Annotated in this window: 35 protein-coding genes; 26 read left to right on the top strand and 9 right to left on the bottom strand. The window is 63.6% G+C overall.

Translation table 11 applies throughout. The features are described from left to right. Positions 1 to 129: 129 nt before the first annotated feature. Complete coding sequence (locus ACOJTD_RS16575) at positions 130 to 975, top strand: pirin family protein (RefSeq protein WP_420133985.1); 846 nt, start codon at positions 130 to 132, stop codon at positions 973 to 975. Further along, on the top strand, positions 938 to 1,702 hold the full coding sequence (locus ACOJTD_RS16570; RefSeq protein ID WP_420133984.1) for an NAD(P)-dependent oxidoreductase: 765 nt from the start codon (positions 938 to 940) through the stop codon (positions 1,700 to 1,702). Before ACOJTD_RS16575 ends, ACOJTD_RS16570 begins: the two co-directional genes overlap by 38 nt. 274 nt (positions 1,703 to 1,976) lie before the next feature. Here the strand turns inward: ACOJTD_RS16570 and ACOJTD_RS16565 are convergent, their stop codons facing one another. The 8 genes from ACOJTD_RS16565 to ACOJTD_RS16530 form a co-directional block, all read right to left on the bottom strand. Continuing rightward, positions 1,977 to 2,813, bottom strand: coding sequence for a hypothetical protein (locus ACOJTD_RS16565; RefSeq protein ID WP_420133983.1), 837 nt, complete (start codon positions 2,811 to 2,813; stop codon positions 1,977 to 1,979). A gap of 64 nt (positions 2,814 to 2,877) precedes the next feature. Further along, positions 2,878 to 3,933 carry a tyrosine-type recombinase/integrase gene (locus ACOJTD_RS16560; RefSeq protein ID WP_420133982.1) on the bottom strand — a complete coding sequence of 352 codons (1,056 nt, stop codon included), beginning with the start codon at positions 3,931 to 3,933 and terminating at the stop codon, positions 2,878 to 2,880. 239 nt (positions 3,934 to 4,172) lie between these two features. Beyond that, the gene (locus ACOJTD_RS16555) at positions 4,173 to 4,376 is read right to left on the bottom strand and encodes a hypothetical protein (protein ID WP_420133981.1); all 204 of its coding nucleotides are present in this window, start codon (positions 4,374 to 4,376) and stop codon (positions 4,173 to 4,175) included. Continuing rightward, positions 4,376 to 4,771, bottom strand: a complete 396-nt coding sequence (locus ACOJTD_RS16550) for a hypothetical protein (RefSeq protein ID WP_420133980.1) — start codon at positions 4,769 to 4,771, stop codon at positions 4,376 to 4,378. Before ACOJTD_RS16550 ends, ACOJTD_RS16555 begins: the two co-directional genes overlap by 1 nt. 10 nt (positions 4,772 to 4,781) lie before the next feature. After that, positions 4,782 to 5,051 carry a hypothetical protein gene (locus ACOJTD_RS16545; RefSeq protein ID WP_420133979.1) on the bottom strand — a complete coding sequence of 90 codons (270 nt, stop codon included), beginning with the start codon at positions 5,049 to 5,051 and terminating at the stop codon, positions 4,782 to 4,784. A gap of 106 nt (positions 5,052 to 5,157) precedes the next feature. Beyond that, positions 5,158 to 5,418: a hypothetical protein gene (locus tag ACOJTD_RS16540; RefSeq protein ID WP_420133978.1), complete on the bottom strand. Its 261-nt coding sequence runs from the start codon at positions 5,416 to 5,418 to the stop codon at positions 5,158 to 5,160. Positions 5,419 to 5,684: 266 nt separating this feature from the next. Continuing rightward, positions 5,685 to 5,960, bottom strand: a complete 276-nt coding sequence (locus tag ACOJTD_RS16535; protein ID WP_420133977.1) for a hypothetical protein — start codon at positions 5,958 to 5,960, stop codon at positions 5,685 to 5,687. Between the two features lie 158 nt (positions 5,961 to 6,118). Further along, positions 6,119 to 6,736: a S24 family peptidase gene (locus tag ACOJTD_RS16530; RefSeq protein WP_420133976.1), complete on the bottom strand. Its 618-nt coding sequence runs from the start codon at positions 6,734 to 6,736 to the stop codon at positions 6,119 to 6,121. 288 nt (positions 6,737 to 7,024) lie between these two features. Here ACOJTD_RS16530 and ACOJTD_RS16525 point away from each other — a divergent pair, with 288 nt between their 5' ends. Continuing rightward, the gene (locus tag ACOJTD_RS16525) at positions 7,025 to 7,432 is read left to right on the top strand and encodes a hypothetical protein (protein WP_420133975.1); all 408 of its coding nucleotides are present in this window, start codon (positions 7,025 to 7,027) and stop codon (positions 7,430 to 7,432) included. A 20-nt stretch (positions 7,433 to 7,452) separates the two neighbouring features. On the opposite strand, the gene ACOJTD_RS16520 is transcribed toward ACOJTD_RS16525, so the two are convergent. Then, complete coding sequence (locus ACOJTD_RS16520) at positions 7,453 to 7,752, bottom strand: hypothetical protein (RefSeq protein WP_420133974.1); 300 nt, start codon at positions 7,750 to 7,752, stop codon at positions 7,453 to 7,455. A 58-nt stretch (positions 7,753 to 7,810) separates the two neighbouring features. Here ACOJTD_RS16520 and ACOJTD_RS16515 point away from each other — a divergent pair, with 58 nt between their 5' ends. The 23 genes from ACOJTD_RS16515 to ACOJTD_RS16405 form a co-directional block, all read left to right on the top strand. Continuing rightward, complete coding sequence (locus ACOJTD_RS16515) at positions 7,811 to 9,676, top strand: hypothetical protein (protein ID WP_420133973.1); 1,866 nt, start codon at positions 7,811 to 7,813, stop codon at positions 9,674 to 9,676. A 182-nt stretch (positions 9,677 to 9,858) separates the two neighbouring features. After that, positions 9,859 to 10,230, top strand: a complete 372-nt coding sequence (locus ACOJTD_RS16510) for a hypothetical protein (RefSeq protein ID WP_420133972.1) — start codon at positions 9,859 to 9,861, stop codon at positions 10,228 to 10,230. Between the two features lie 175 nt (positions 10,231 to 10,405). Then, positions 10,406 to 10,825 carry a hypothetical protein gene (locus tag ACOJTD_RS16505; RefSeq protein ID WP_420133971.1) on the top strand — a complete coding sequence of 140 codons (420 nt, stop codon included), beginning with the start codon at positions 10,406 to 10,408 and terminating at the stop codon, positions 10,823 to 10,825. Beyond that, positions 10,822 to 11,223 carry an ABC transporter permease gene (locus ACOJTD_RS16500; protein ID WP_378392855.1) on the top strand — a complete coding sequence of 134 codons (402 nt, stop codon included), beginning with the start codon at positions 10,822 to 10,824 and terminating at the stop codon, positions 11,221 to 11,223. Before ACOJTD_RS16505 ends, ACOJTD_RS16500 begins: the two co-directional genes overlap by 4 nt. After that, positions 11,220 to 11,429 (top strand): cytochrome C, encoded by a 210-nt coding sequence (locus ACOJTD_RS16495; RefSeq protein WP_378392857.1) that lies wholly within the window; start codon positions 11,220 to 11,222, stop codon positions 11,427 to 11,429. Before ACOJTD_RS16500 ends, ACOJTD_RS16495 begins: the two co-directional genes overlap by 4 nt. A 61-nt stretch (positions 11,430 to 11,490) precedes the next feature. Continuing rightward, a complete protein-coding gene (locus tag ACOJTD_RS16490; RefSeq protein WP_420133970.1) occupies positions 11,491 to 12,804 on the top strand; it encodes a hypothetical protein in 1,314 nt (437 codons plus the stop codon). After that, positions 12,804 to 13,427 carry a transcription termination/antitermination protein NusG gene (gene nusG / locus ACOJTD_RS16485; RefSeq protein ID WP_378392861.1) on the top strand — a complete coding sequence of 208 codons (624 nt, stop codon included), beginning with the start codon at positions 12,804 to 12,806 and terminating at the stop codon, positions 13,425 to 13,427. The genes ACOJTD_RS16490 and nusG overlap by 1 nt, the downstream gene beginning before the upstream one ends. Before the next feature lie 391 nt (positions 13,428 to 13,818). After that, positions 13,819 to 14,097 carry an HNH endonuclease gene (locus ACOJTD_RS16480; RefSeq protein ID WP_378392863.1) on the top strand — a complete coding sequence of 93 codons (279 nt, stop codon included), beginning with the start codon at positions 13,819 to 13,821 and terminating at the stop codon, positions 14,095 to 14,097. Positions 14,098 to 14,281: 184 nt separating this feature from the next. Continuing rightward, entirely contained in the window at positions 14,282 to 14,671 is a 390-nt protein-coding gene (locus ACOJTD_RS16475) for a hypothetical protein (protein WP_420133969.1), read from the top strand. Positions 14,672 to 14,744: 73 nt separating this feature from the next. Next, a complete protein-coding gene (locus tag ACOJTD_RS16470; protein WP_420133968.1) occupies positions 14,745 to 16,391 on the top strand; it encodes a terminase large subunit domain-containing protein in 1,647 nt (548 codons plus the stop codon). Further along, positions 16,388 to 17,644 (top strand): phage portal protein, encoded by a 1,257-nt coding sequence (locus ACOJTD_RS16465; protein WP_420133967.1) that lies wholly within the window; start codon positions 16,388 to 16,390, stop codon positions 17,642 to 17,644. Before ACOJTD_RS16470 ends, ACOJTD_RS16465 begins: the two co-directional genes overlap by 4 nt. A 3-nt stretch (positions 17,645 to 17,647) precedes the next feature. After that, positions 17,648 to 18,304: an HK97 family phage prohead protease gene (locus tag ACOJTD_RS16460; RefSeq protein WP_420133966.1), complete on the top strand. Its 657-nt coding sequence runs from the start codon at positions 17,648 to 17,650 to the stop codon at positions 18,302 to 18,304. A gap of 31 nt (positions 18,305 to 18,335) precedes the next feature. Further along, the gene (locus ACOJTD_RS16455) at positions 18,336 to 19,688 is read left to right on the top strand and encodes a phage major capsid protein (protein WP_420133965.1); all 1,353 of its coding nucleotides are present in this window, start codon (positions 18,336 to 18,338) and stop codon (positions 19,686 to 19,688) included. A 56-nt stretch (positions 19,689 to 19,744) separates the two neighbouring features. After that, positions 19,745 to 19,990 (top strand): hypothetical protein, encoded by a 246-nt coding sequence (locus tag ACOJTD_RS16450; RefSeq protein ID WP_420133964.1) that lies wholly within the window; start codon positions 19,745 to 19,747, stop codon positions 19,988 to 19,990. 47 nt (positions 19,991 to 20,037) lie between these two features. Continuing rightward, positions 20,038 to 20,409 carry a hypothetical protein gene (locus ACOJTD_RS16445; RefSeq protein ID WP_420133963.1) on the top strand — a complete coding sequence of 124 codons (372 nt, stop codon included), beginning with the start codon at positions 20,038 to 20,040 and terminating at the stop codon, positions 20,407 to 20,409. A gap of 2 nt (positions 20,410 to 20,411) precedes the next feature. Continuing rightward, positions 20,412 to 20,951 carry a hypothetical protein gene (locus tag ACOJTD_RS16440; RefSeq protein WP_420133962.1) on the top strand — a complete coding sequence of 180 codons (540 nt, stop codon included), beginning with the start codon at positions 20,412 to 20,414 and terminating at the stop codon, positions 20,949 to 20,951. Between the two features lie 17 nt (positions 20,952 to 20,968). After that, positions 20,969 to 21,292 carry a hypothetical protein gene (locus ACOJTD_RS16435; RefSeq protein ID WP_420133961.1) on the top strand — a complete coding sequence of 108 codons (324 nt, stop codon included), beginning with the start codon at positions 20,969 to 20,971 and terminating at the stop codon, positions 21,290 to 21,292. Between the two features lies 1 nt (position 21,293). Further along, positions 21,294 to 21,761, top strand: coding sequence for a hypothetical protein (locus ACOJTD_RS16430; protein ID WP_420133960.1), 468 nt, complete (start codon positions 21,294 to 21,296; stop codon positions 21,759 to 21,761). A gap of 31 nt (positions 21,762 to 21,792) precedes the next feature. Further along, on the top strand, positions 21,793 to 23,049 hold the full coding sequence (locus ACOJTD_RS16425) for a phage tail tube protein (RefSeq protein WP_420133959.1): 1,257 nt from the start codon (positions 21,793 to 21,795) through the stop codon (positions 23,047 to 23,049). Between the two features lie 130 nt (positions 23,050 to 23,179). After that, positions 23,180 to 23,653, top strand: a complete 474-nt coding sequence (locus tag ACOJTD_RS16420) for a hypothetical protein (RefSeq protein WP_420133958.1) — start codon at positions 23,180 to 23,182, stop codon at positions 23,651 to 23,653. Next, positions 23,539 to 24,027: a phage tail assembly chaperone gene (locus ACOJTD_RS16415; RefSeq protein ID WP_420133957.1), complete on the top strand. Its 489-nt coding sequence runs from the start codon at positions 23,539 to 23,541 to the stop codon at positions 24,025 to 24,027. Before ACOJTD_RS16420 ends, ACOJTD_RS16415 begins: the two co-directional genes overlap by 115 nt. Then, positions 23,969 to 24,646: a hypothetical protein gene (locus tag ACOJTD_RS16410; protein WP_420133956.1), complete on the top strand. Its 678-nt coding sequence runs from the start codon at positions 23,969 to 23,971 to the stop codon at positions 24,644 to 24,646. Before ACOJTD_RS16415 ends, ACOJTD_RS16410 begins: the two co-directional genes overlap by 59 nt. Beyond that, on the top strand, positions 24,646 to 26,579 hold a 1,934-nt coding region (locus ACOJTD_RS16405; protein ID WP_420133955.1), incomplete at its 3' end, for a phage tail length tape measure family protein. The genes ACOJTD_RS16410 and ACOJTD_RS16405, both read left to right, overlap by 1 nt.

Here is a 26,579-nt window from a genome sequence, read left to right as displayed (position 1 = left end):
CGGCTGGGGCCCGGAGCTGCGCGAACGCGCGGTGACCCGCGCCCTTGCGGCGCCGCGGTCGGGGGCGGCCGGCCCCCGCGGCGGGGGCCACAGCGCCGCCGCGCCTCTCATCATCCCCGGGACGATGTCATGACCCTGATTTTCTCCGATCCGATCTCGCTGCAGAAGCGCGGTGACGGTCGTGCCTTGTCGGTGCAAAGCCTCGATCTTCTGCAGCTCGGACTCGATCACTCGCCGATCGTGATGTTCGACGACTTCCGGGTGCGTGGTCATCCGTTCGCGCCGCATCCGCATGCGGGCTTCTCCGCCGTGACTTATGTGTTCGACGACTCGCCGGGCCGGCTCCGCAGCCGGGACTCACTCGGCAATGATTACGTCGTGGGGCGAGGCGGCATCGTCTGGACGCAGGCGGCGCATGGCGTGATGCATGAAGAGATGCTCGCCGACCCTGCGGCGGAACTGCATGGGCTGCAATTCTTCGTCAACCTGACCGGCATGAACAAGGCGATCCCGCCCCAGGTGTTTGCATTGGAGGGCGATCTGGTGCCGGTTTGGACCGGTCCCGACGGCGACCGGGTGCACGTGGTCGTCGGCGACTACGCCAACAAGGTCTCGCCGGTCAGTCCCGCGGAGCCTTTCAAGCTACTCGACATTCAACTGGTGGCCGGCGTCGAACTGACCCAGAGCGACGGCTGGTTCGGCCTGATCTACGCTCGTTACGACGCAGTCGAGATCACACATGCCGGCGGGCGCGTCAGCGTGCCGGCGGGCACAGCCACGACGGTTGAAGGAACGGGGACCTTCCGTATCCACTCCGCCGGCAACGCGCGTCCGCTGTTTCTCAGCGGGCCGAAGGTCGGCGAACGCGTGATCCAGCACGGCCCGTTCATCATGAGCGATCCCGCGGAGATCGCCGCTGCGCGCGAGCGCTACCAACGTGGCGAAATGGGGCATCTGGCCCCGTACCACAGCTGAGACGTCGGCGAAGCTCTTCCGCCGTCGATCGTTCATCCCCAACAGCGCGCGATTGCGCGAAGGATTCCCTATGCCATCACCCAAGACCATCATCGTTGTCGGCGGCACCGGCTATGCCGGGTCGGCCATCGTGCGCGAGGCGGCGACCCGCGGGCACGCAGTGACTTCGGTCAGCCGTTCGATCCCCGCGGACCAGGTGGCGGGCGTCAGCTACGTCGCGGCTGATGCCCTCAACGGCACGCTCAGCATCGGGACTGCAGATGTCGTCGTGGGCGCGTTGTCTCCGCGCGGCGACAACGCCGGTACCTTGACCAAGGCCTATCTCCGGCTCGCCGATCAGGCGCGAGACGCCGGTGCCCGTCTCGTTCTGGTGGGCGGGTTTTCCTGTCTACGGCGTGAGGCTGGAGCGCCGCGCATGATCGAAGGCGAGAGCTTCCCGCCCGACGTGCCTCAGGAGGTCATCGTCGAAGCGAAAGAGAACATGGACGTTCTGACCCATCTGCTCGCCGATGAGACGCGCCTCGACTGGCTGTTCGTGTCGCCGGCGATGGAGTTCTCGTCCTGGATGCCGGGCGAGGATCTCGGCCGATATCGCCTCGGAGGCGATGTGGCGCTGTTCGACGTCGACGGAAGGTCGGCAATCAGTGGCGTGGACTACGCGCGCGCCGTGCTCGACGAGATCGAATCTCCGACCCGGCATCGCGCCCAGATCGGCATCGCTTACTAACAGCCGATCTTCGTGATCCATCGGCTACGGTGGTTCGGCGGAGTCTTTCGATCGCACGTCGTCAGATTTCACGGTCGCTTCCATCATCAGTCGTTCAAAAAGGTTGCGGCCAGCCTTGGGGGAGGCGTGGCGGAGTCCAGTGATATCAATAGCTTGCGTTGCAACGAGCCGCCATTCCACGGATTTTCCAAGGAAGCTTCAGCGCTTCTGTAGAATGTTCGAATTGCTGCAAATGACGTAATAACGTCGTTGCGGCTTGATCACTCCGCGATGCCTACAATAGCTCTCCGAAGTGTCTGTCGCTTGGATACTTGAAAATTGGTTTTATGAATGGAGGGGCTGATGGCTTGCTTTTTGGTCCAAACGTCACCATCAGCGCGCCAGTCGACGGATCATCTCCGGCGACAAGTCGGATGCCGCGCCCGTTCTGATCCAGCCATTCTCCCTGCAGCTGAATGCGATCTGTTAGTAATCGAACCTGTAAGACTATCCGGCCGGCTTCATTCTTAACCTCTAGAGAGTTATCATCGTAATTTCGATCCCAAGTCTTCGGTGGAGGGGCTACTTTCCATTCATTTCGAATTAGCTCCGCGACTGGATTGCCTCTGTCGTCATTAACGAGAGTGGAGACTAACAGTCGACCGTTTATGGACTCGAGCGTCAAGCCGGAAGCCTCAGTAAAGCGGAATAACTCGTTCCCTGAACCTGCCCAAACAAAGAATGTACCGGAGTTTCCGATTTGAACCTTCTTTTCAGCCTGCTCTCCTTTGAGTTCTGTATTGATTTTCGGGTAGAGAATCCCCGAATATCCTGGCACAGGTGAAGGACTAAACCAAAAGCCAAGAAGAATGAGAAAGCCGCCCGCGATCGCGCCGCATCCGCAAAGAACGGGTGTCGCCAAGTGCCGCATTCCGAACATTGCGATGAGCCACGCAAAAGCCAGCAGTAAGTACGCGCCAAAAACGGTGAACTTTCCGCTTAGAGCTATGGCTGCAGGGACGACGGCTACTACTAGCGACGTGTAGGGGCTCTCGAAGAAATATTTCCAATTTTGCATAAAGCTATCCGAATAGAATTCTAATTCTAAGCTCTGAGTTTCGACGAATTGCAATCAGGCAGTGGTCTGGCGCTCGTGCTGCTCTCGGCAATTTCGTCAGAAGGTCGCCTTCCATCCCTCAACCTGACCTAGGAGCTTTTCGCGGCAGCCGCTCGACGCGGGTCCACTCTTCACGCGCAGCAACATGTGCATAGCGCGCGGCCGAGCGCGGATCGCGCCAGCGGCCAGTGGCGACGAGTCCCTGCAGGTCGATGCCCGCGTAGCGGCGCATCCACGTCGCCCAGGTGTGGCAGAACGTGTGGAAGCCGACCCACGACAGGCGGTGCGGCGGGATGCGGCGGTCAGCCTTCGTCTCGCCGCCGTGCCGCTTCTTTGACGTGATACCGCAGACGCTTAGCTTGGCGCGGGTCAGCCGGTCTTTCAGACCGCCGCCGCGGTGGAACGGAAACACCGGACCGCTCGCTCTGTCACCGGCGAAGGCGCGCATCTCCCGGCGTAGCTCGGCTTGCAGTAGTACCGTGCGCGGATCGTCGTTCTTGCTGGTGGCGATATAGGCAACACCCAGATCGAATGCGACCTGTTCCCAGCGCAGCGCCATCGCTTCGCTTATACGGCAGCCGGTGTAGAGCAAGAAGCGCAGCAGCATGCCGAAGGCGGGATCCTCGCGGTCTGCAGCTGCGATGATGGCGAAGGCGTCCTCGACGCTGAGAAAGTCGGTGACGATCTTGCCCTTGGCACCCTTCGGCCGGCGGATCTGAATGTCCCGTCCGGCATGATGCAGGACGGCCGACACCGGCGTGTAGACCTTGCGGTTGCGGGTGGCAGGAGTGGCATCCGGATAGAGATCGAGTGCGGCGGCATCGATCTCGCCTTGACCAATATTCTCGATCGGCGTCTCGCGGAAATAGCTGATCAGCTTTGCCATCGTTTCGCGCTCGCCGCCGGCTCGCATGTAGGCTACTGCGGCGGCGATGAACGTTATGGCGTCGGGAGCAGGCGCCCTTGGCGGATATTCACCACGTTCGATCTGCCCTTCGAGCTGCTTGCGCTGCTGCTCTGCAACGGCCTTCTTAGCAGTTCTTGCGCTTCGGTCCACACTGACGCCGAGGTACGTCCCGCGGATTGTGTAGTTCGGGCTTTTGCCTTTGCGGGGCGGGACGAGCTTGAGCGGCATGGCGCAACCATCGTGGCGTCGAGAATGCGGGCGATATCGTTCTCCCGGAACAGCTTCGTTCGCCCGACCTGACTATAGAAAGGCCGGCCATGCGCGTCTACCGGGTGTTTGGCAAGCCAATCCTGCAGCCAGCGCTTTGATTTGCGCAGCTCGGCGGCGGCCTCAACCAGGTCCAGGACGCGCGACATCGCTTTAGTCGCCCTCGGCGAGCGCGGCGATTATCTTGACCGCAACGTCCATCATTGAGCCGCTCCGAGCTTGTGCTGCCGGCGGCGCTGATGGTCCACGTTCTGACGGTCGGTGTGGCGCTGCCGCGCTTCGGCGTGGCACGACGGGCAGATGCGATCGCGCGGCTGCGCGACCGGGGCCGTGTGGCAGCTTTCGCAAAGCCGAGCGCCGGCCTCGATCGCCGCCGGCAGGGCGCTGTCGGCATTCCACAGCATCAATGATCCTCCAACGAAGCGGACAATTGAATGATCCGTACCTGCACGCTATGGCCCGTCCTGTGGATGCCAAATTTGGCAGTTACCACTTCGGCTATTTCGCGGTGGGACTTGCCTTCGCAGCGGAGCCGCTCGAGCAAAGCATCGTGCTCCGGCGCGTAGGGGTAAATCTTCTTGCCGTTGCGCTCATAGACGCGCGGCGCCCGGCCGACTTTTTGTTCGATCAACCCGGGGGTGAGCATGAACCAGTTCACTGTGGCTGGGTGACGATTGATCTTGGCTGCGATCTTGCCGGGAGTCGGCTTTGCCATCTTGGCGGCAAGGCGCTCAATCTCTGCCTTGTCTGCGGTGGTCATACGGCCGCGTTTGATGTCGGGAAGATTATGGCTGGCCATTACTGCTCTCCTAGCCCGACAACGCGGAGGCTGGTCCGGCCCCCGGAGCCGCGACATGTTGAGCTGCGACGCCTTCTAAAACGCTGTCGACGATGGCAAGAAGCGCGGTGCGATCGGCGACAGCAAGTGCTTGGGTCGCCTCAAGTTGTCGCGCCAATTCGCGGCTTGCGCCGGCGCAACAGATGCGGCTGACGTTGGTGCTGTGGGCGCGGGCGAAGTCGCGCAGGCCGCGATAAAGCTCCTCCGGCATGTGCACGGACACCTTGATCGTCGTGCTCATCGTCAGCTTCCCAGCGCGGCGCGCAGCCGATCGACCAGCCAGTCGGCGACGGCGACATGCCAAACGAAAAGCAGCGCCGCCGCGGCGATCGCCGCCGTCGCGATCTTCAGAGCGGCCGGCATGGCGCCTCCTCCATGGCGCGTCGAACGCCGGCCATCAGCGCGTGGCCGATCACGTCGTCGTTAGCGAGGTTGCTGTTGGCCGGCCGCGGCGGGCAGCGCATCGCTGGCGTCGCGAGGCGGGTGAGACTATCGCTCGCCCGGGCGCGATCGACGCCGGCGAGCAGATGATCAAGCTGAACGACCGACAAATGCGGATGCATCTGACGAAGCCGCAGCATGACGTTGGCACGCTGCTGGGAGGTCATCCTGCAACACCTGCTCTTTGAGGAAGCGGGCGTCGCCCTCGCAATCCGTATCCGGGACTAACCGCCGGTCGGTCGTAATACTCGGTGATCTTGCAGTCGGGCGTCGGCCAAACGGCAGGCTTCCGATGAGCGTATTGACGTTCGCCACTGGCGTAGGTGATGAGCCAAAGCACAGGTGTTGGGCCGCCGTCGGCCTGGTGCTCATCGTCAGCGGCGCCGCCACGCGCCATCGCTGTGCAGCTCACATTCGCGATCATCGCCGTTCCCTACGCCGTCACGACTGAGAGGGCCTGCGCGTGCTGACGTGCAGCGGCGGCGTGGGTGTCGAGCTGTTCGGAGGTCCAGCCGAGCAGCTCGAGCTCGTCGCGGGTGATGCCGCCTTCGCGCTGGCTGGCCTGGCGCATGTCGTCGGCCAGCCGCTTGACGGCCGCGGGGCCCTTAAGCCCGGCCCGGGCCGGGGGCAGCGCGGTGTCGATGAGGTCGGAAACGACGGCGAAAGTCGGGGCCGGGCGGCGGGCGCCGCGGCGGGGGTAGCGACGCATGGTTGTCTCCCGTGATGTTTCACGGGAGACAAGCTACGCGTAATGCATAATTAAGTCAATGCAAAACGCATAGCTTCAAGACGCTGCGCCGGGCCTACGGAACAGCCGGCCTTGGCGGTCTCGCTTCGTGCTGATGGTCATGAAAGGAGAGCCGAACATCATCTCGGTACCATGCTTTTCACCTTGGCGGCCCATTCGAGAGAAGCGTCCAAGATCGGCGCCTCGGTCTGCGACAAGAGGTGGAACAGCCCGCGGGTGCGGCTGCGCTGAATTTTCTTGATCAAAATGCGTCCGTCCTGGAGCCCGACAACGCAAAGCTTGCCGATCATGTCCGTTGTCACCGGGCGCCGCACGTCGTCGTAGAACACCAGCCAGCGATCGAAAAATGTTCCCAAACTTTCGCCCCGTATCTCGACGGCGACAGTCGCTTCCGATGCGCCTTCGGGCGCGATGACCTCGTCAAGAGGTGCGTCGTGCTGGAAAAAGTGCGTTTCGGCGCCGGCGCCGACGTAGCCGACCAGATGCACGGTTCGCGGTTGGCCGCGCTGCTCGTCAGCCAACGACCGTCGCGGCTGGCCCTTTCCCGTCAGCAGCCATTCCAGCGAAACACGAAAGAAGTCCGCATAGCGGCGCGCCGATCGTGAGATCCCGCGACTGCCGTTCTCGTGCGCAAAATAGGTGGGTTGCGGGATGCCGAGGGCTTCTGCGGCAGCTGCGGCGTCTTCATAGCCCGCCTCACGGCGGGCTTTCTGCAGGCGTTCATGGGGTTCGGGCATGAATGCAGAATGCATAGAGAAACTATGCGTTAGGCATTGACGCGTACTATGCGCAACGCATAGTTCGCTCATGAAAGCACATCTGATTCGGCAGGCGAGAGAACAGGTCGGGGAAAGCCAAGCCGCGTTCGGGCTCCGTTTTGGCGTCGACCAGAGCACCGTTCACCGTTGGGAGACCCAAGGTCCACCCAATCGTGGCCCGGCACGCAGGGCGCTGGAACGCGAACTCGCCGACATCGCCGCAGCAGCTGCCGCATCCCAATCCCCCTCAACCGAACAGGTCGCTTCATGAGCGCGAATCGAGCAAAGCCGCGCGCCGCGGTCAAATCGGCGTCCCGACAAATGAGCCGTCGATCCCGCTCAATTGAGCCATCGATTTCCCCAATCATCTTGAAGTTTCGGGAGATTTTCCCGCAATATGCGGCGGCCGAGCTGATGAAGCGGATCAGTGCGAGCTTCGATCATTGCCAGAAAGTGATCGATGGCCGCCGGAATCTCGGTGCCGAATTTCAAGCCGAGTTGCTGCAGTCGGACGTGGGTGGCGAGCTGCTTCCCGTGATGATGAGGGGAGCCGCGCCGGCTTGGTTTGTTGCGCACCAGCGCGCCCGCCAACTGGCCGACGTGATCCGCAAGCAGGCCGACCTCGCCCGCGAAATCGAAGACCTGCAGCGCAAGTTGGCCGGAGACGGCGCGTGATGAACGGGATGTGCCCTGGTTCAGCGCGTCTTGCTGATCGCATCATAGGCAGCCTCGTTGGCGAAGGCCATACGCGCTTCGGCGTCTATCTTGAAGTTGCGCGTCTGGCACCAGATCACGAACTCGTCCGGATCAATTACAGCGCGGACGACGACAGCATTGGTGATTTGGCCCGAGCGCTCGGTTTTGTGAGCACGATATTGCCAGGCTTCGAAGGTCGGGGGCAGCAGGTGCGCGTCCTCCATCACCTCAAGGACGCGTTTGTAGCTGTCACGCTCGTACCACGGAATCCCCAAAGCTTGAATTCGACTACCTGTCATCCTGAATTCCTTTCGTTGGATAGTTTTGCAACTACCGACGATAGCAGAGTCGGGAGCGATGGATCGTCGCCCGTCGCTTCCGGCTCAAAAGGAGGTAGTACATGACCTCCGCTCCCGATGTTTTGCACACCTTCTCGCTCGAAACGCTCAAGGCAGTCTTATCCGGCGCGCTGCTCGTTGTGGCGGTTGGTCTCGGCTCCGCGACACTGCTGCGCGCATCCCCGCCGCAGCGCCGTACCGACGATCTGATGCAGCAAGTTGGCAAGTCTACTGCCGGCCGTCTGCTCGACGGCGTCGAGCACAACGGCTTTCCGGAGGCGCGCGCATGAAGTGCCTCGCAGGACACCGCTTTGCCGATCTGTTTCCCATGATCGAGGGGCAGGCGCGCGACGAATTGCGCGAAGACATTCGTGACAATGGCATCCGCGAAAAGATCGTGCTGCTCGACGGGCAGATCCTCGACGGACGCAATCGCTACGATGCGCTGCTCGAGCTGTGCGACGGCGGCGAGGTGCTCGGCGATGGCTGGGGCCATCGGGCCGGCGAGGCGCTGGACGCGGAGCTGCTGTCGCCGCCGGCGCCGTGGTTCGTCACCTTCAATCCGACCGTCGATGGCGACCCGCTGAAATGGGTGCTGTCGAAGAACCTGCGGCGGCGGCATCTCGACGACAGCCAGCGCGCGCTCGTGGCGGCCCGGCTCGCGAATCTTGGGGTCGGCCGGCCAAGAGCCGAGCCGCGGGCCGACGATGAGGCCAAGCCGTTCGAACCGGCGCCGGAGCATATTCCGCCAATTGGCGGAATTTCCGCCCGGGCGGCGGCGGCGATGGTCAATGTCAGCGAGCGCAGCGTCGAGCGAGCTCGTACCGTCATCAATGAAGGCGTCGAAGAGCTGCAGCACGCTGTCGAGCAGGGACAGCTTGCGGTCTCGGCGGCGGAGAAGATCGCACGGCTACCCGACGATGCGCAGCGTGAAGCGGTTGCCAAGTTGCCGTTCGGCAGCCGCGCCATCATGGCGTCGCGCCAAGAGCCCGACGATAGTCTCGACTACTTCCCGACACCGCCCTGGGCGACGCGTGCGCTTGTCGAGCTGGTGCTGAAGCGGACGGGGCATTCGGCATCATTTCATGCGCAGACCGCCTGGGAGCCGGCCTGTGGCGAAGGCCACATGGCGGAGGTTCTCAGCGAGTATTTCAAAGACGTCACTGCGTCGGACATCCATCCGCACGGCTACGGCCACGTTGCGAACTTCCTCGGCGACATCGTCCCCGGCAGCGACGACTGGATCATCACCAATCCGCCGTTCGGTGCGAATGCCGAGGCGTTCGTACTACGTGCGCTGGAGTTCGCGCAGGTTGGCGTCGCGATGTTCCTGCGGCTGCAATGGCTGGAGACCGTCGGCCGCTTCGAGCGCATTTTCCAGCCGTTTCCTCCGGCGATTATCGCGCAGTTCGCCGAGCGCGTGCCGGTGCATAAAGGGCGCTGGGAGCCTGAAGGCGACACGGCGACGGCCTATCTCTGGATCATCTGGCTGAAGAACCGGCCCGGCAAGACGACCGAGTTCATGTGGATTCCGCCCGGTCAGCGAGAGGCATTGTCGAGGTCCGACGATGTCGAGCGCTTCACGACGCAACCGGTGACGAAGGCATTTCGGCCAAATGGACCGAAGGTGATCGGCGAGCCGCTTCAAGACGAAGTGCCGGATTCCGGGGATGCCGACGCGAAGTTCGAGGATGCGATCGAGCGGGCGCTGCAACGAGCGCCGCGCGGCTACCCCGATGTCGAGCGTGCTTTCGATCCTGAGCCCATCAGCTGCAGCTGCTGCAATCACTTCGCCGTGCCGCGGCCTGATCCGCTCGACATCCCTGACTTCCTGAAACGCCGGCGCAGCGATGGCGCGGCGCCAATCGCAAAGGCCTGCGCATGACTAAGCTTGAATCTTCCGATCATCGTCGTGGCGATTGGCTCCAAACGTACTCCGGTCGCCCGTTTTGGCCGCTCGATCCGCGCACTGATGACATCGAGATTGGGACGATCGCGCATGCGCTATCGCTGCAGTGCCGCTACGGGGGCCACTGCATTCGCTTTTATTCCGTAGCGGAGCACTCGGTGCTTCTCTCTGAGGTGGCGCCGCCACCTTATCGGCTGGCGGCTCTGCTGCACGATGCTGCCGAAGCCTACATGGTCGACGTTCCGCGGCCGCTGAAGATGATGCTGAGCGGCTACGCGGAAGCCGAAGATGCGATCCTTGCGGTGATCGGAAAGGCGTTCGGGGTCACGCCGGAGCAGTTCGCCGCCGTGCGCGATATCGACAGGGCGATCCTGGGAGACGAAGTCGCGCAGAACCTCGCGCCGTCGCACAAGCCCTGGTCCTACATCGGGCGGCCGCTTGGAGTGCGGCTGCATTGCTGGTCGCCCGTCGAGGCGGAGCAGCGATTCCTGCAGGCCTTCGATCAGCTCACCAAGCCGATCCCAAAGTAATCACGTGGCGCGACGTGCGGCCGCGCTGTCCTGCCGCGCAGCATGATCAGGAGAGAGCTGATGAGACCCATCACGGATGTTCTGCGTGAGTACCGCAAGGGACGCGCGGTCGACCTGGCGAGCGAGCGGCTGGCCGAGCTGATCCAGGTGGAGCGAAGCCGAGCTGGAGCTGGCGATGACGCACGCGCACAAGCGGCCGGACACCATCCGTCGCATGCTCGCCAGCAAAGGTTATCAGCGCACGTCGACGGCGATCCTGGTGAAGCTGAAACGCCATGGCGGCGGCACGGGCAAAAACGCGGACCTCGATCACTACACCGCCGGCGCGCTTGCCGTCCTATTCGGTGTGGACGGCAAGACGGTGTCGGGCTGGATCGCCCGCGGCTGGCTCAAGGCCCAGAGGCGAGGCACCGCACGCACGGCAGCGCAGGGCGGCGACGAATGGTCGATCCATCGGCGCGCCGTCCGCGCCTTCGTGATCGACAACATCGCCTCCGTCGATTTCCGCAAACTCGACAAATTCTGGCTGGTCGAACTTCTGACCAGCGCTGGGCCCGTAGCGGCGCGGGCTGATGAGGGGAGGATGGCGGCGTGAGCGATGATCTCATCATCGGAGACGAGGCGGCGCGAGGCATGGGGCTGACTGAGCGACAATCGCTGGCGCTGGAGGCGGTGACTAAGCTGTGCGGCGAACATGGGCGGATGCCGTCGCGCAGTGAGGTTGCGAGAGAGCTGGGCTGCGCCAAGAACAACGCCGTCAGATTGATCGATGCTCTTGTTGAGCGAGGCGAACTAGTGGCGAGCGCGCCGCACGGGCCGCTCGCTGGATTTGGTGATCGGTGCAATCCAGTTGCGGTCGTTCTCCCTGAGTTCGTCTCTCGCGAGGTCGCGGCGTTCTGCGCGGCTCATGGGGAGCGGGTCGCCAATGTTGTTGCCGACGCCATCGTGCTGCACCTCGATCAGCTGAAGGGGGCAGCGAGGTCGGTGTCATGACGCGCCATCGCTGGGGTGAACCAAAGCGCTTTCCGCCGTTCAAGACCGAGCGCGAATGCCTCAACGGCTGCGGCATCGTCAAGGTGACGCGCCATGAAAGCGAAGGGCCGCGCGACATCCACTGGCAAGAGTTCTGGCGCGACGGGGAGCAGATTCGCTCTGCGGGAACACCAGTGTGCGAGCCAGTTCCGGCCCCCGCCGTGTAGCGGCGTCAATCTGTTCGTTGCGTTCTGCGTCTCCCGACACCTTCCGGCAATCGGACTAACAATGACCACCACCACGACCAAGACGGGACGGCGCCGGCGCTTCGCTTCCGATGAGGCGCATGCCTGGGCTCGCAATCTTCGGCTCGGCAATCCGCACGCCAAGTCGCTGCTGCGCGCGATCGCCCTGTACAGCAACGACGAGGGCTCCTGCATCGCCGGCATCGGCACGCTCGCAGAAGACACGGACCTCTCGCCCGACACGGTGCGCAAGCGGCTCGCCTTCCTCGAGGAAATCGGCGCCATCATCAGGCTGCCGCGATTCCTCGACGACAAGGGGCGCGCGAACACCGAGGGGCGCGGCAAGCGCACGACCGACGATATCCGGATGCAGCTCGATGCCGACGTCGATCTGATCGAAGCGCGCGCGCGGGGCGATCTGCCGGCGGATGACGACGACGCAGCCGAAGGCTGTGATCCGGCCGATGAGGGCGTAGTTAGCCCTCGCCACCAGCAAGGGCTGAATGAGGTATCATCTGACGTCCAGCCCTCGGTTAGGACTCGGTTAGCCCTCGGCCAGCCCTCCGACTCGAGCGAGGGCCTAATCTCTGAACCTGAACCTGAACCTTCCCCCCAGCCCCCCTCCGGGGGGAGTGTGTCGCAGGCTGAGCCTGACGGTTGGAAGGATTTCGAGGCCGATTGGGCGGAGCCGATCGTGCGGCACCAGCTTGCGATGAACGAATGGGTGGCTCTGTCCGACGCGGACCGGCTGCTCGCACGTCAGGCTGCGCGGGGCTATGTCGCCTGGCGGAAGGGTCAGAAGAAGCCGCCGAATGTGTTGAGTGCGCATCTATTTCTGCGGGATCGCGGCGCTTGGCCGGGCTTCGCGGCGCGTGCGCCTGACGCACCTGCGCGAGCTGCCGAGAGCGATCTGCCGTGGATCGTCGAGGGCAGCGCCGAAGATCGCGTCATCCGCTGGCTCTACCGGCGAACGAACGTGGCGCAGCCGCTGATCAGGGCCGGCGATGGCGGCAAGCGCGGCTATCGGGCGCGGAAGCCGATCGGTGCCGACTTGCTGGCGATGGCCGAGCATGTCGATCAGCGCGCTTGGCGGCTGCAAACGTCCGATGAAGCCGGCGAGGCAACGCCGCAACGGGTCTGGTTGTGGGGGTTCTATCCGCAGGGCTCTGCCGAATACGCGGCTTGGCAGCGGCGGTTCCGGGATTGGACCGGAGCCGGGCTTCCGAATGAACGCGACGACGCTGGACGGCAAGGCATCCGCATGCCGCGGCCTTGGCCGCCACGTGTCGACGGCACATGGGCCGCCGGCGGCGCGGACGATGAACAGGGGTTGGCGGACGAAGGCGGGAGAGGGTGATGAACATGGCAGTTCGGCCGATCGAAAGCGATGTGCAGGCGTTGGTAGCGAAGGCGGAAGAGCTGCCCAGGAGCGGGGAGTTTCAACTGCTGCCGTACTACCTGCTGGCGGTGCGGTCATGGAAGGAACTCGACGTCGTCGATAGCTACCGGCGACGTGGCTTCCGTGCGTTCTGGCCGAACTATCAGGTGATGAAGCCGTCGCGGGTTGTTTCGAACGGTCGGCGCGCGCTATGCCATCGTCGGGTCGGGATCATCGCCGGGTGTGTGTTCGTCCAGCTGCGACAGAGCGACCATGCCAGCCCGCTGCCCATGGCGGATGGTATCCTCGGCGCTTTCGGTCCGATCCGCTCGCATAACGGCGAGCCGCTGTGGATCGGTGACGCCGATGTGCGGATCATCAAGCTGATCGAAGCCGGCCTCAACACGCCGCCGGCTCCTGGCTTGCCAGCCAAGACGTTCAAGGCTGGGGAGAAGGTTCGCTTTGTCGACGACGTCGAGGCGCGATGGGGAGCAGGTGTCGTTGTCAGGCTTGCGCTGCAAGGGCGAATCGTCGTTGAAATCGACGCGATGGGGCGCAAGACCGAGATCACCGTGGCAGCGCACCAGATCGAACGAACGTAAGCCCGTCCCGCTCAGCGGGAGCCCGGCCCAAGGTTGTCGACGGCGGTGCGGTGAACCGCTTCAAGCATCCCCAGAGATGTCATTGGGCGGCGTGGCCGCAGGCAATCAAGAGCTACAGCAGCCCGGCCAAGTGCCGGGCTTTGTCGTTCATAGGATGTGCGGCGGCGCCACGCGCTGGCGCAGTCTTGCTTGGACGTTCCCTTCTGTGACTTCGCCCGCTGCATCGTCGCCCGATGCGGCGGGCTTTTCGTTTCTGCACAGGTCAGCGGTACCGCTTCCGGGGCGTTCACCCTTCGCGCCGAGGCGGCTGCCGCGACCTCCAGTGACTGCGTTGATTGTGAAGAGCCGCTCGCCGTGACCCGGCGAGCGGCTCGCTGCAAGGCGAGGCGCGATGGGCTCGCTGCCTTGGAAGGCCTGGTACAAGACGGCTCGCTGGCAGCAGCTGCGGACGCAGACCTTCATCCGCGATCTGTTCACCTGCCAGTGCGGCTGCGGTGTAGTCGAGGCCGATACGTCGCAACTCGTGTGCGATCATCGTAAGCCGCACCGCGGCGATGCGCGTCTGTTCTGGGACGAGACCAACCTGCAGACGATGCGCAAGCCCTGCCACGACAGCAAGAAGCAGCGCGAAGAGCAGGCCAGCCTGCACACCCGCGGCGTCTGGTACTAGCGGCCCCGGGGGTGGGTCAAAAGTCCAGAGCCGCCCGGGCACCGGACCGGCTTGGGCCACATTCGGAGATTTTTTTGTCGTGACCGCTAATTTTGACCTCTTCGGCAATGAGTGGGTCGACTGTCCGAAGAAGCGCGGGCGGCCGGAGCATGTCGTCACGGTCAGAAGTCGCAACAGAGTCAGCATGTTGCTGGCGCTCGGCTGGGCTCCCCCGCGGATCGCGGCCGCGCTCGGCGTGACGCCGCCGACTTTGCGCAAGCATTATTTTTTCGAGCTGCGCCAGCGCGACGTCGCGCGCGACCGGCTGGAGCTTCGCCGCATCGAGCTCGCCTGGGAGCTGGCCGAGGCCGGCAACGTCGGCGCGCTGAAGGAGTTCGGTCGGCTGCTCGATCGCAACGATCAGATGGAAGCCGAGCGCAGCATGTCGTCGCAGCCCGAGAAGTCGCGGCGCGACGATCAGTCGGGCGGCCGCCTTGGCAAGAAGGTGCTCGACGCTCAGCTCGCGCGCGACGCCGATGCCGATCTCGCGGCCGAGCTGGAGCTCGAGGCCGCGCAACAACATGCGATCAACTGACGCGATTGCCGCACCGTCTGCGCTGCCGCGGTTCGCGTGCCCGGATTGGTGGGAGCGTATTCAACGCGGCGAGGTGCCGGCGCCGACTGTGCCGCTCAACGAAGCCCGCGCCGCCAAGGCCCTTGCGTTCTTCAATCGGCTGCGGTTGCCAGACGTTCCGGGCAACCCGCCGCTGTCGGAGGCATGCGGCGACTGGTTCCGTTTCATCCTCTGCGCATTCCTCGCCAGCGAGGACCCTGTCACCAAGCGTCGGCTCGTCTGGGAGCTGCTCTGCATGGTGCCGAAGAAGAACTCGAAGACGACCTATGTGGCCGCGCTCGGGCTCACGGCGCTCTACATGGAAGAGGCGCCGAACCGGCAGATGCTGATCGTCGCGCCAAGCCAGAACGTATCGGAGCGTTGCTTCGAACAGGCTCAGGGGATGATCCGCATCGATCAGCGCCTGACACAGATTTTCCAGGTGCAGGATCACCACAAGTGCATCACCCGGCGAAAGACCGGGACGCAGCTCAACGTCAAGAGCTTCGACACGCAGATCGTCGTCGGTGAAATCCCGGTGCTGACGATCATCGACGAGGTGCACGAGCTGGGCAAGAAAGCGAAGGCCGCGGCGGTGATGCAGCAGATCCGGGGTGGCGGCATCACGATGCAGGGCGGCCAGGTGCTGATGATCACCACGCAGTCGGACGAGCCGCCGGCCGGAATCTGGAAAACCGAGCTCAAGAAGGCCCGCGCGATCCGCGAGGGTAAGGGCGGCGCCAATCCGATCATGCTGCCGGTGCTCTACGAGTATCCGCAGGCACTGCAGCGTGAGGACAAGAAGCACCCGGACAAGACGTTCTGGCGCGATCGGAAGAACTGGCCGCTGCTGCTACCGAACCTTGGCCGCTCGATCGATCCGGAACGTCTGATCGAGGACTACGAGAACAATGGCAAGGTCAATCCGGAAGCCGAGCAGATCTGGGTCTCGCAGCACCTCAATATCGAGGTCGGCGTGGGCATCTCGCAGGACGGGTGGACCGGCGCCGACTTCTGGCCGCAAGCAGTCGATGAGACGTTGACGCTCGATACCTTGCTGGAGCGCTGCGAGGTCATCACCATCGGCGCCGACGGCGGCGGCCTCGACGACCTGATGGGTGTCGCGGTGATCGGCCGCGAACGCGAGACGCGAGAGTGGCTGGCGTGGTGCCACGCTTTCGCCGATCCGAAGGTGCTGGAGCGGCGCCCCGAGATCGCGCCACGGCTGCAGGACTTCAAGGCCGAAGGGACGTTGACGCTGGCCGATACCAAGACGCGCCAGGCTGAATTGGTGAAGCTGCTGCGTCGGCTCGTCGAGTCCGGCCTGCTGCCGCAGGAAAACGCCGCCGGCGTCGATCCGAACAATGTCGCCGCGCTGTTCGAGGCGTTCGAGGAAGCCGGCATCACCGACAAGCAGATCAAGCGACTGCTGCAGGGCCGTGCGCTGCAGCCCGGCCTGTTCGGCCTGGAGCTGAAGCTCGATGACGGCACGCTGTGGCATGCCGATCAGGACTTGATGAACTGGGTCGTCGGCAACGCCAAGATCGAGCCGCTCGGCAACTATGTGATCGTCACCAAGCAGATTTCCGGCCGGGCGAAGATCGACCCGTTCATCGCGTTGATGCAGGCGGCAATCCTAATGAGCTGGAATCCGGTTGCCGCAGGTCCCCGTATCGACGACTTCATCGCGAGCTTGAAATGAGCCTTTGGCAAAGAGCCGTGACTGTGTTTCGGCGCCGCTCGCTGGACCTCACGAAGCCGTCCGATTGGAACGGTGGCGATCCGGCGCCCGCCGGCGAGCAAGTTACGCCCTCGAGCGTACTTGGCCTGTCGACTGCATGGGCGTGCGTCAATCTGATCGCCGGCACCATCGCGACGTTGCCGCTGATGGTCTATCGGCTCGACAAGGATGGGTCGCGCGTCGTCGCAAAGGATCACCCACTCTATCGCATCCTTCACGACAACCCGAACTCCGATCAGACAGCGGTCGACTATCTGGAGTTCATGCAGTCGAGCCTCGAATTCTGGGGCAATTCATATTCGCGCATCATCCGCAACGGCGACAAGATGGTGTCGCTTGTCCCGGTTCGCCCCGACATCGTCACGGTGGACCGCAACGAGCGCGGACGCATTCGGTATCGCTGGTCGGAAGACGGTCGGTTTTTCGACCTCACCGACGAGTCCGTGCTGCACATTCGCGGGTTCGGCGGCGGACCGCTCGGCGGACTATCGACTTTGGCGTTCGCTCGAAACTCGTTCGGTCTGGCGCTGGCGACCGAAAGGGCCGCGCGGGAGACCTTCGCGAACGGCATGCGGCCTTCAGGGCAGTTCGTTTTCGCCAACTTCTTGACGTCTGAGCAGCGCGAACAACTGGATGAGCGGCTGACCAAGAAGTACCTCGGCGCCATGAACGCAGGACGCCCCTACATCGCCGAGGGTGGTGCAGAGTACAAGCCGATCTCGATCAATCCGGAAGATGCCCAGATGCTCGAGACGCGGGCCTTTTCGGTGGAGGAGGTCTGCCGGTTTTATGGTGTCCCGCCATTCATGATCGGCCACACCGAAAAGTCGACAAGCTGGGGCAGCGGCCTCGCCGAGCAGGTGCTCGGTTTCCAGAAGTTCAATCTCCGCCGGCGCTGCAAACGCATCGAACAGGCTGTCGAAAAGCGACTGCTGAGCCCAGCCGACCGCGCTTCCGGAATCACGGTCGAATTCAACATGGAAGGCCTGTTGCGCGGGGACAGCGACAAGCGGGCGACCTTCTACCAGTCCGGCCTCATGAACGGCTGGATGACCATCAACGAAGTGCGTGCCCTGGAAAACATGCCGCCGGTCGAAGGCGGCGACGTCCCGCGGATGCAGATGCAGAACGTCCCAATCACCGAGGCCGGCAAGCAGCCGGATCAAAACGCAACATCGTCCGCAGGGCCGAAGCTGCGCGTCGTCGGGAGTTGATCAATGAAGCACTTCGATTTCACGCTCGAAACAAAGAGCCTGACCGACGCCGGTGAGTTCGAGGGCTATGCCTCGACCTTCGGGAATGTCGACCAGGGCGGCGACGTTGTCGAGCCTGGCGCATTCATCGAAAGCGTGGTCAAGGCCAAGAGCGACGGCCGCGTGATCCCGATGCTCTGGCAGCACGACCAGACGGAGCCGATCGGTGTATGGAAGGACATCGCAGAGGATTCCAAGGGGCTCTACGTCAAAGGCCAGCTTGTGCTGGAGAACGACGCGACCGCGCAGCGCGCTTACGGCAAGCTGAAGGCGAAGGCGCTTGGCGGCATGTCGATCGGCTACGCGATCCCCGCAGGCGGCGCCACGCCCGACGACAAGCGCCGCGGCGTGATGCGGCTGTCGAAGATCGACCTTCGCGAAATCTCGCTCGTTACCATGCCGATGAACATTCAGGCGCGGGTGACCGGCGTCAAAGCCATTCTGGACGGCGGCGCGCTGCCGACCGTCCGCGAGTTTGAGGAGCACCTGCGGGATGCAGGCTTCTCGAAAAGCCTTGCTGCGGCAATCGCCGGCAAGGCGGCGCCGCACCTTCGGGGGGAGCCCGACGCACAGGCGAACGACACGGCCGCATTCCTTCAGGCTCTGCTGAAGGTCGGTTGATCACCATCACCTCTGCCGAAAGGGCAACATCATGAACCGTACTACCAACGGCCGGGTCTTTGTGCTCGGCTTCCTCGGCATCGCTGCCGCCGCGACCATCGCCGTCTTGTTCGGCCTCGACTATGCGTCCACGCATCACGGCTTCGGCTTCGTGGCGGACGCCGCGGCCGGTGCGTCGCTCGACAAGAAGGCGATCGAAGACCTCGCGACCGAAGTGAAGTCGCAGTTTCAAAAGTCCGTCGACGCCGTCAAGGCGATCGCCGAGGAAGCGCTCGGTAAGGCAAAGTCCGGCGAGACAATCTCGACCGATCTCAAGGAAAAGGCCGACGCTGCGCTCACCAAGATGAACGCTCTCAACGAGCAGCTCGCAACGCTCGAGCAGAAGGTGCTGGAAGGCGCGAAGGGCGCTCAGGACACGCCGAAGACCATGGGCGAGATGTTCGTCGGCGACGAGAAGGTGAAGTCCTTCCTGGCGCAGGCCAACCCGCGCGGCCGCGTCGATTTCCAGACCAAGGCGACCATCACGTCGCTGACCACCGACGCCGCCGGCTCCGTTGGCGGTGCCATCGCCAACACCCGGCTGCCGGGTATCCTGGCTCTGCCGCAGCGTCGCATGACCGTCCGCGATCTGCTGTCGCAAGGCCAGATGGACGGCAACACGCTGGAGTACGTCAAGGAGACGGGCTTCACCAACAACGCCGGCATGGTGGCGGAAGGCGGCACCAAGCCGCAGTCCGACATCAAGATGGATCTGGTGTCGACCTCGGCGAAGGTGATCGCCCACTACATGAAGGCGTCGCGCCAGGTTCTCAGCGATGTCCCGCAGCTTCAGTCGATCATCAACAACCGTCTGCTCTACGGCCTGGCATACAAGGAAGAAAGCCAGCTGCTGAACGGCGACGGCACCGGCCAGAACCTGCTCGGCGTCATCCCGCAGGCCACCGCCTATTCGGCCCCGGGATCGCTGGCAGACCTGAACATGTTCGACGTGCTGCGGCTCGCGATGCTGCAGGCGGCACTCGCCGAATATCCGGCGACCGGCCATGTGCTGCACCCGACCGATTGGGCGCAGATGGAGACCCTGAAGGACACCCAGGGCCGCTACATCATCGGCAATCCGCAGGGCACGACCACGCCGACACTGTGGGGTCTCCCGGTCGTCGCCACTCAGGCCATCACCGTCCGCAAGTTCCTCACCGGCGCCTTCAAGCTCGGCGCTCAGGTGTTCGACCGCTGGACGGCGCGCGTCGAGATCGCGACCGAGAACGAAGACGACTTCATCAAGAACCTGATCACGGTTCTGGCTGAAGAGCGTGTCGCTCTCGCCGTGTATCGGCCCGAAGCCTTCATCTACGGCGACCTCGATACCGCGCTCGCCGCGTAACCACCAAGCCTGCAAACGGGGCGGCAGATCAGCCGCCCCAACTACAGGAGGAACCCATGGCAGAGCGTGAATACGACGTGGCGCGGATCCACGAAGGCGACCGCCTGTACAACGAGGGGGACGTTCGCATCCTCAACGAGGCGGATGCAAAGCATCTGGTGGACCTCGGCGTGCTCGTTCCGCGCAAAGTGAAGGCCGAACCGGCGCCGCTGAACAAGGCGGAGCCGGCGCCTGCCAACAAGGCCGAGGCGTCGACCGACAACAAAACCTCCGACAAGCCGCGCGACAAGCGCACCAAGTAGGCCGGACGGCCGCAAACGGCGCTGCGCGCCATACCAGGAGAGATGCCATGAAACGTTACAAGATCACCGTCACCACGGCTTCGGACGGCACCGCAACTGCCTACACGCCGCGCCTGTCCGGCAAGATCCAGCAGATCGAGTATGTGAAGGACGGCACCATCGGTTACACGGACGGCGTCGATTTCACCATCACCGGCGAAGCGACCGGCATCGGCCTGTGGACCGAATCCAACGTCAATGCGTCCGCTGTCCGCGCGCCGCGCCAGCCGACGCATTCCCAGGTCGGCGCCGCTCTGCTGTATGCGTCTGGCGGTGTCGGCGTAGCCGACGCGATTGGCGTCGCCAACGACCGTGTGAAGATCGTGCTGGCTCAGGGCGGTGCCGCGAAGGTCGGCACATTCCATGTCGTGGTGGAGTAAGCGTGGCCATGCCTATGGGCGTCATCCGAATTGATGGCCCGGCCTCCGCCGTCACCGCGGCGGAGGCGAAGGCCGTCAAGGTTTTCGCGAGCGATGACGATGATGCGTATGTCTCCACGTTGCTCGACATTGCCCAATCTGCAATCGACGGTCCCAACGGAACATTGCGGCGGGCTGTTGGTCTCCAGACGCTGGAGATGACGCTGCCGGCCAAGTGCGAGATCGACACGGCCAAGCTGCCGTTCCCGCCTTACGTTGACACGATCAGCGATGAATTGTCCGAGGATGGTGAAACGAGAACGTTTCGTTGGCGGGCTGGATATGGACCGGCGCCTGCCAAGCCGCTGCCGGCTGCGTTACGGCACGCCATCATCATGATGGCAGGCGTGCTGCGCGATGCCGTCCCTGCTGATGAGGGCGATCTCAAGAGCGAAACCATCGAGGGCGTCGGGCGCTGGGACTACAGCCTTCCGGACGGGGCAGCGCAGTCGATGCAGAAGGCTGCTGAAAGCCTGTTGTCAGGTTGGCAGGTGATGTCGTGAACACAGTCGATCGGGCCTTGGCAAGTTACCGTGACAAGGTGGGGGCAAAGGGCCGCCCGGTTGCGATCCGCCGCTACACCGGCACCGGGCTTGCGCGGGCCTATGTCGACACCACGACGCGCGGCTATGTCCGCAACTATGCGTCGGCCGAGTTGGTCGGCTCGATCATGGTGATCGGAGATCAGCGCGCGATCGTGCTGGTCGACGATCTTGCCGACATTCTGCCGGTGACGACCAACGACAAATTGGTAGTGGCAGGCAAGGAATTCACGATCAAGAATCCGATGCGCCGCGAAGTTGCAGGCACGCTGATCGCGCTCGAGCTGCATTGCGCGGGGTGACATGACGACCCTCAGCGGAGCCCTTGCGGCGATCAGGTCCGCGATCACAGCGAACGTGCCGTCGCATCCGCAGACGCACCAGCCGCTGCCGATCGGATGGCTCGGCGATGACGCACTGGTACTACCGGATGTGCCGTCGCCGTTCGTCTACACCCTCTTCGATGCGAACCGCAGCGGCGTCATTGAGAACGGCGGCGGCCGTGGCGCCAACCGGCATCGCAGTTCAGGCGTGGCGACAATTCTGGTGTTCGTGCCGATCGGTGCCGGCCTGCAGGTCGCGACAGATTTCGCCGAAGTGTTTGCCGCGGTGTTTCGACCATTCAAACAGGGTGGCGTCACCTGCGATGCGGTCACGGTCTATCCGGGCGGCCCCGGATCCTCGATCTCGGTCCCAGGCCTCGACAGCGAGGCCGCCAACTACTTCTGGGCCGCCTGCGACGTCGAGTTCTATTTCGACCTGATCGGCTAGCCGATCCTCTTTCACCATAGGAGCAACTGCCATGGCCGGTCTTGCCGAAGCCTCATCCGAGAAACTCGTCTATAAGCTCTATGCGTCTGCCGACATCGACGCCACGACGGAGCCGGACATCGCGTCGGCGCCGGGTGCCAGTGGCGGGCAGGTGCTGCGGCACATCTCGCACAATCTCTCGCTCGCCAAGGATAGCTACCGGCCGTCCGAGAAGCGCGACGACGCGCAGCAGCCGATGGGCAAGCACGGCAGCCGAACCATCACGGGAACGATCAACGGCTATCTGTCGCCTGGCACGCATCAGGATCTGTTCGCCGCGGTGATGCGTAGCGACTGGTCGACGCCGGTCGAACTCGACGAAACCGACCTCACCAGCGCCGCGTTCGATGCTGTCGCCAAGACAGTGACGTTCGGCGGCGGCGATCCGGTCGCGCTCGGCATGCGCGTCGGCCGTATCTATCGCTTCGGCAATCTTGCCACCACGGCGAACAACGATAAGAACTTCATCATCCTCGGCTTCTCGGGTGCGAACAATCGAACGGTGAGCATCTTCCCCGCGCCGACGACGGAAACGGCCGACACCAGCTTTACGATCGTCGAAGCCGGCGCGGCGCTGATCAACAAGGCCACCAAGGCGGCCCGCACCGATTATCTGTTCGGTTTCGAAGCCAACAATCCAGATATCGACCTGTCCAAGCTCTTCACCCAAGCGAAGGTGACGGGCTTTGATTTGTCGATCGGCGTGAACGCCAATGTCGGGCTGAACTTCACGGTGCTCGGCCGCAACCGCAAGGTGCTGTCCGGATCCGAGGCGCCTTATTTCGGCTCGCCGGCGGCCGAGACGACGACTGACATTCCGACCGCGATGCAAGGTCTGCTGCTCGCGAATGGCGCGGTGCTGGGCGTCGCTACGGCGCTGAACATCAAGGTCGACCTCGGTGCGGAGGCCGCCAAGGCGATGAACCCGGCCGGTCTGGTTTCCGGCATCATGCTCGGCGACTTCATGTGCAGTGGCGACTTCACCGTATTCCTGCAGGGCGAAACGTTCCTGAGCGCCTTCGACGACGAAACCGAGCTGTCGCTGCTCGCCTACCTGCCGTCGACCAACGACGCAGCTGCTCCGGCGAACGCGTTCTTCCTGCCGCGTATCAAGATCAATTCGAATAACGAGAGCGATACCAACAAGGCAAAGGCGATCCAGTGCCAGTTCGAAGCTGGTCGCTACATCGGCACCGCGCCCGGTGTGGAGTCGACCACGCTGCAGATCTGCGACACCGAGATCGCCTGATGCCTGCGCCAATCGGCGCAACCGATCCCCGCCGCTACGGGGAAACCCGCTCGGCGCGAGCCGGGTGATTGCGCAGTCGGCGGCCCCGCTGGCGGGCGGGGCCGCTCACCTTCCGCCAAAGGAACACACCATGAGCAAATTCGGCAATCTCGCCGCCAACACTTCGGAGGCGTTTCGCGTCAAGATCATCGACGCGCTGACGGACGAAGTGCTGCGCGACAAGGATGGCAAGGAGTCCTACATTGACGTGCTCGCTGCCGACAGCGTCGAGGGGCGCACCTTCGATCGCGATCGCCAGGCGGTCTACCGCAAGAAGGCGGCGCGCACGCGGGGCGGTCTGGTCGACATCGACCAGTTCGAAGAGAACGCGGCCAAATGTGCCGCGCTGACGAAGGGCTGGTATCTGGTCGATCCGGTCAGCAAGGAACCGCTCAACGTGCCTTGTACGCATGCGAACGCCCTTGAGCTCTACAAGGAGCCGGGCATGCAGTGGCTGTTCATCCAGCCGTGGGTGGCGGCGAACGATGCGGCAAATTTTATCAAGAGCTCGTCGAAGACCTCTACGCCTTTGCCGAGCACCAATTTCGAACAGGGCGCCGTCTGAAGGATGGCGCATCGGCCGGCGAGCATGATCAGCTCGCCGCCGAGATCTTTGCAGCCGCAGGTATCGTTCCTGCGATTGCTCTGGCCGATGCCGGGCCGGAGTGCCCTCAGGCGCTCGCTTATCTCTGGCAGTGGTTTTCTGAACTATCTGCCGGCTTGTCGTCGAATGGCTTTGGCCCGGCCGTCGTGACGTGGGAAGCGCTGCGGGCCTGGTCGTCGTTTATGCGTCTCCGATTGGAGCCCTGGGAAGCGAGGGCACTGGTCGATATGGGCGCGATGCGGGCTTCGATCCTGATGGAAGACACCAAGGGCGACGATGGCGGTCAGGATCAAGGTCGACAGCATCGAGCGCGACGTCTCGTTGATCGTAGATGAGATGCTGGCGCCGGAAGCGCAGGGCCGCGCCATTGCGGCCTATGCGGCGGAGCAGATCGCAGCTGCCGACGCGCTCAACTACAGCATTCTCGGACGCGCGCCGCCGCGTCGGACTTGGGTAAATGGCACCGAGGGTGCTTCGCTCGAAAATGCCCGGCCCGGCGGCGTCATCGAGACGGAATGGGAGCTGTTCGGCGACATCTTGCGCTGGATCTCCACGACGCTGATCGAGCGTTCACCGCGTAGGAGCGGGGATTACATCGCGGGGCACACACTCTTCGCGGACGGTGTGGAGGTCCTTCGCGGCTCTGAGATTCCGGTTGCCGAAGAGTACGTGTTTCTCAATCTCGTGCCCTACGCCAGAAAGATCGAGATCGGGAAGACCAAGAGCGGCCGGGATTTCGTCATTCAGGTGCCGAACCGCATCTACGAGCGTACCGCGACAGCCGCCAAGGCGCGTTTCGGAAACATGGCGACGATCAGGTTCAGTTACCGAGCAGCGGAGGCCGGCACCATCCTTCGCTACAAGCCCGTGCGGTCCAGGGCGGACCGGGACACGGCGAAACACGAGCGCGAGCGGCGCGTTCCCGCGATCATTGTGCGGATGAAGGGCATCTGATGGCGGCGACTGTGCAAGAGGCGATCCGTCGGCTTCGTATCGAAGCGTCGTCGACCGGCGTCAAGGAAGCAAAGGCCGATCTTGACGCGCTGGCGAAGTCTCAGGGCGGCGTCACCGTTGCGGCTGACGAAACCAGCCGCGCGACGCTGTCTCAGGAAAAGCGCTTCGAAGCCATCGAGCGCCGCTATGTCGCGACTGTCCGCGCTCAGCAGGATTACGAGAAGGTGCAGCGGCAGGTGAATGCGGCTGTTGCGCAGAACCCGGCGTTGCAGGACAGGGCCAATGTCGTTCTGGCGGAAGCGGCCGTGCGGCTCGCCAAATTCACCAAGGCTGCCAATGACAATGCCGACGCGGCCCAGCGTCAGGCGCAGGCCGCTACGCTGGCTGCGGCTGCCCAAGCCAAGATCAACGCAGTCACGGGGGTTTCCGGGGGGAGCGATAGCGCGGCGCGCGCCGCAGACGTGGCCGCCTATGGTGCTGCGCTCGATCGGTTGCAGGCAAAATACGATCCGTTGTTCGCTGCCGGTCTGAAGTATCGGACCGCTCTGGATGGGATCGCCGAAGCCGAGCGGGTGGGGGCAATCTCCGCGTCGCTGGCGATGAAGGCGCGTCTTGACGAGACGATCGCTTACAATGCGCAGGTGTCGGCGATCGAGCGGGTTGCGGCGGCCCGGAAGGCTGCTGCCCAGGCTTCCGTCAACCAGCAGACCATCGTTCCCGATCGCGCCGCGGATATTGCGGCGTATGGCCGTCAGCTCGACGATCTGCGCGCGAAGTTCAACCCGCTTTATGCAGCCGGCCGCAGCTATCGCGAGCTGCTGACCGAGATCAATCAGGCCGTCAAGGTCGGCGCGTTGAGCGAAGCAGAGCATGCCGCAGCCATCGCCCGCACTAAGTCCGCATTCGCCGAACAAGTCGCAGCTATCAAAGGCGTTGCGCCGGCGGGCGCTGTTGCTGCCCAAGGTGTCGGGCTCGCCCGTCATGAGCTGATCAATCTGTCGCGCCAGGCGCAGGACGTAGCCGTCTCGCTGGCGGGGGGGCAATCGCCGCTTACGGTCCTTCTGCAGCAGGGTTCGCAGATCGGCGACGTTTTCGCCTCGTCGCGCGGAACCATCGGCGGGTTCTTCACCCAGCTGGCGGGGTTTGTCACACCGACTCGCGCGATCACACTCGGCATCGTGGCGCTCGGTGCGGCCACTTACGCCGCGTACGCCTATTGGAAATCCTTCACGCTCCAGCTCGATGATGTTGCGCGCTCCGCTGGAACCTCGACGCGCGAGCTGTCGAAGCTGCAAGCCGCTGCATCGTTCAAGGGGATCGCCGGATCGGATTTCAATGCGGGAATCGCTGGCTTTGCGAAGGGCGTTAATGACGCGAAGAACGATATGGGTGGCCTTGCCGAACTGTTCGCCGCCAATAACGTCCACGCGAAGACGTTCGATGACGCGCTGTCAAAGGCTGCCGACCTGATCAAGGCGGCTCGCGACGACCAGCAGCGACTGGTTTTGCTGCAACAGATGGGGCTGCCTGCGACCATGGATTGGGTTCGGCTGCTGTCGCAGGGGAGCGCCGGCCTCGAAAAGGCGAAGCAGTCGGCGGTCGAATTCTCGGCAAACGATGAGATGGTGCGCCGGGCGCGGGAGTTCGACGAAGCCTGGAACAAGGCCTGGACGAACTTCGGGCTCAATGCGCGATCGGCATTTCAGAGCGCGCTCGATGGCGGCGCTTCGTTGTTCGACAAGATGGAGAAGCTGGCGAACAGGGCTGGCAATGCATCGTTCTGGAGCGGCCTCTATAGCAAGGAGTCGGCCGCAAAAGCCGGCGTAACGCTCATCGAGCCGAATTCCTTCGGCTCCCGCTTCGACGCAGCCAACAGCAATTCAGCGAACGGCAACGTCTCGCTAGCTGATGGACTCCGGCAGCGTGCCGACCA

It is taken from the genome of Rhodopseudomonas sp., assembly GCF_048594845.1.
Classification (GTDB): domain Bacteria; phylum Pseudomonadota; class Alphaproteobacteria; order Rhizobiales; family Xanthobacteraceae; genus Rhodopseudomonas.
Note: the sequence above shows the minus strand (reverse complement) of the source record. Positions and strands in the feature narration are given on the sequence as shown.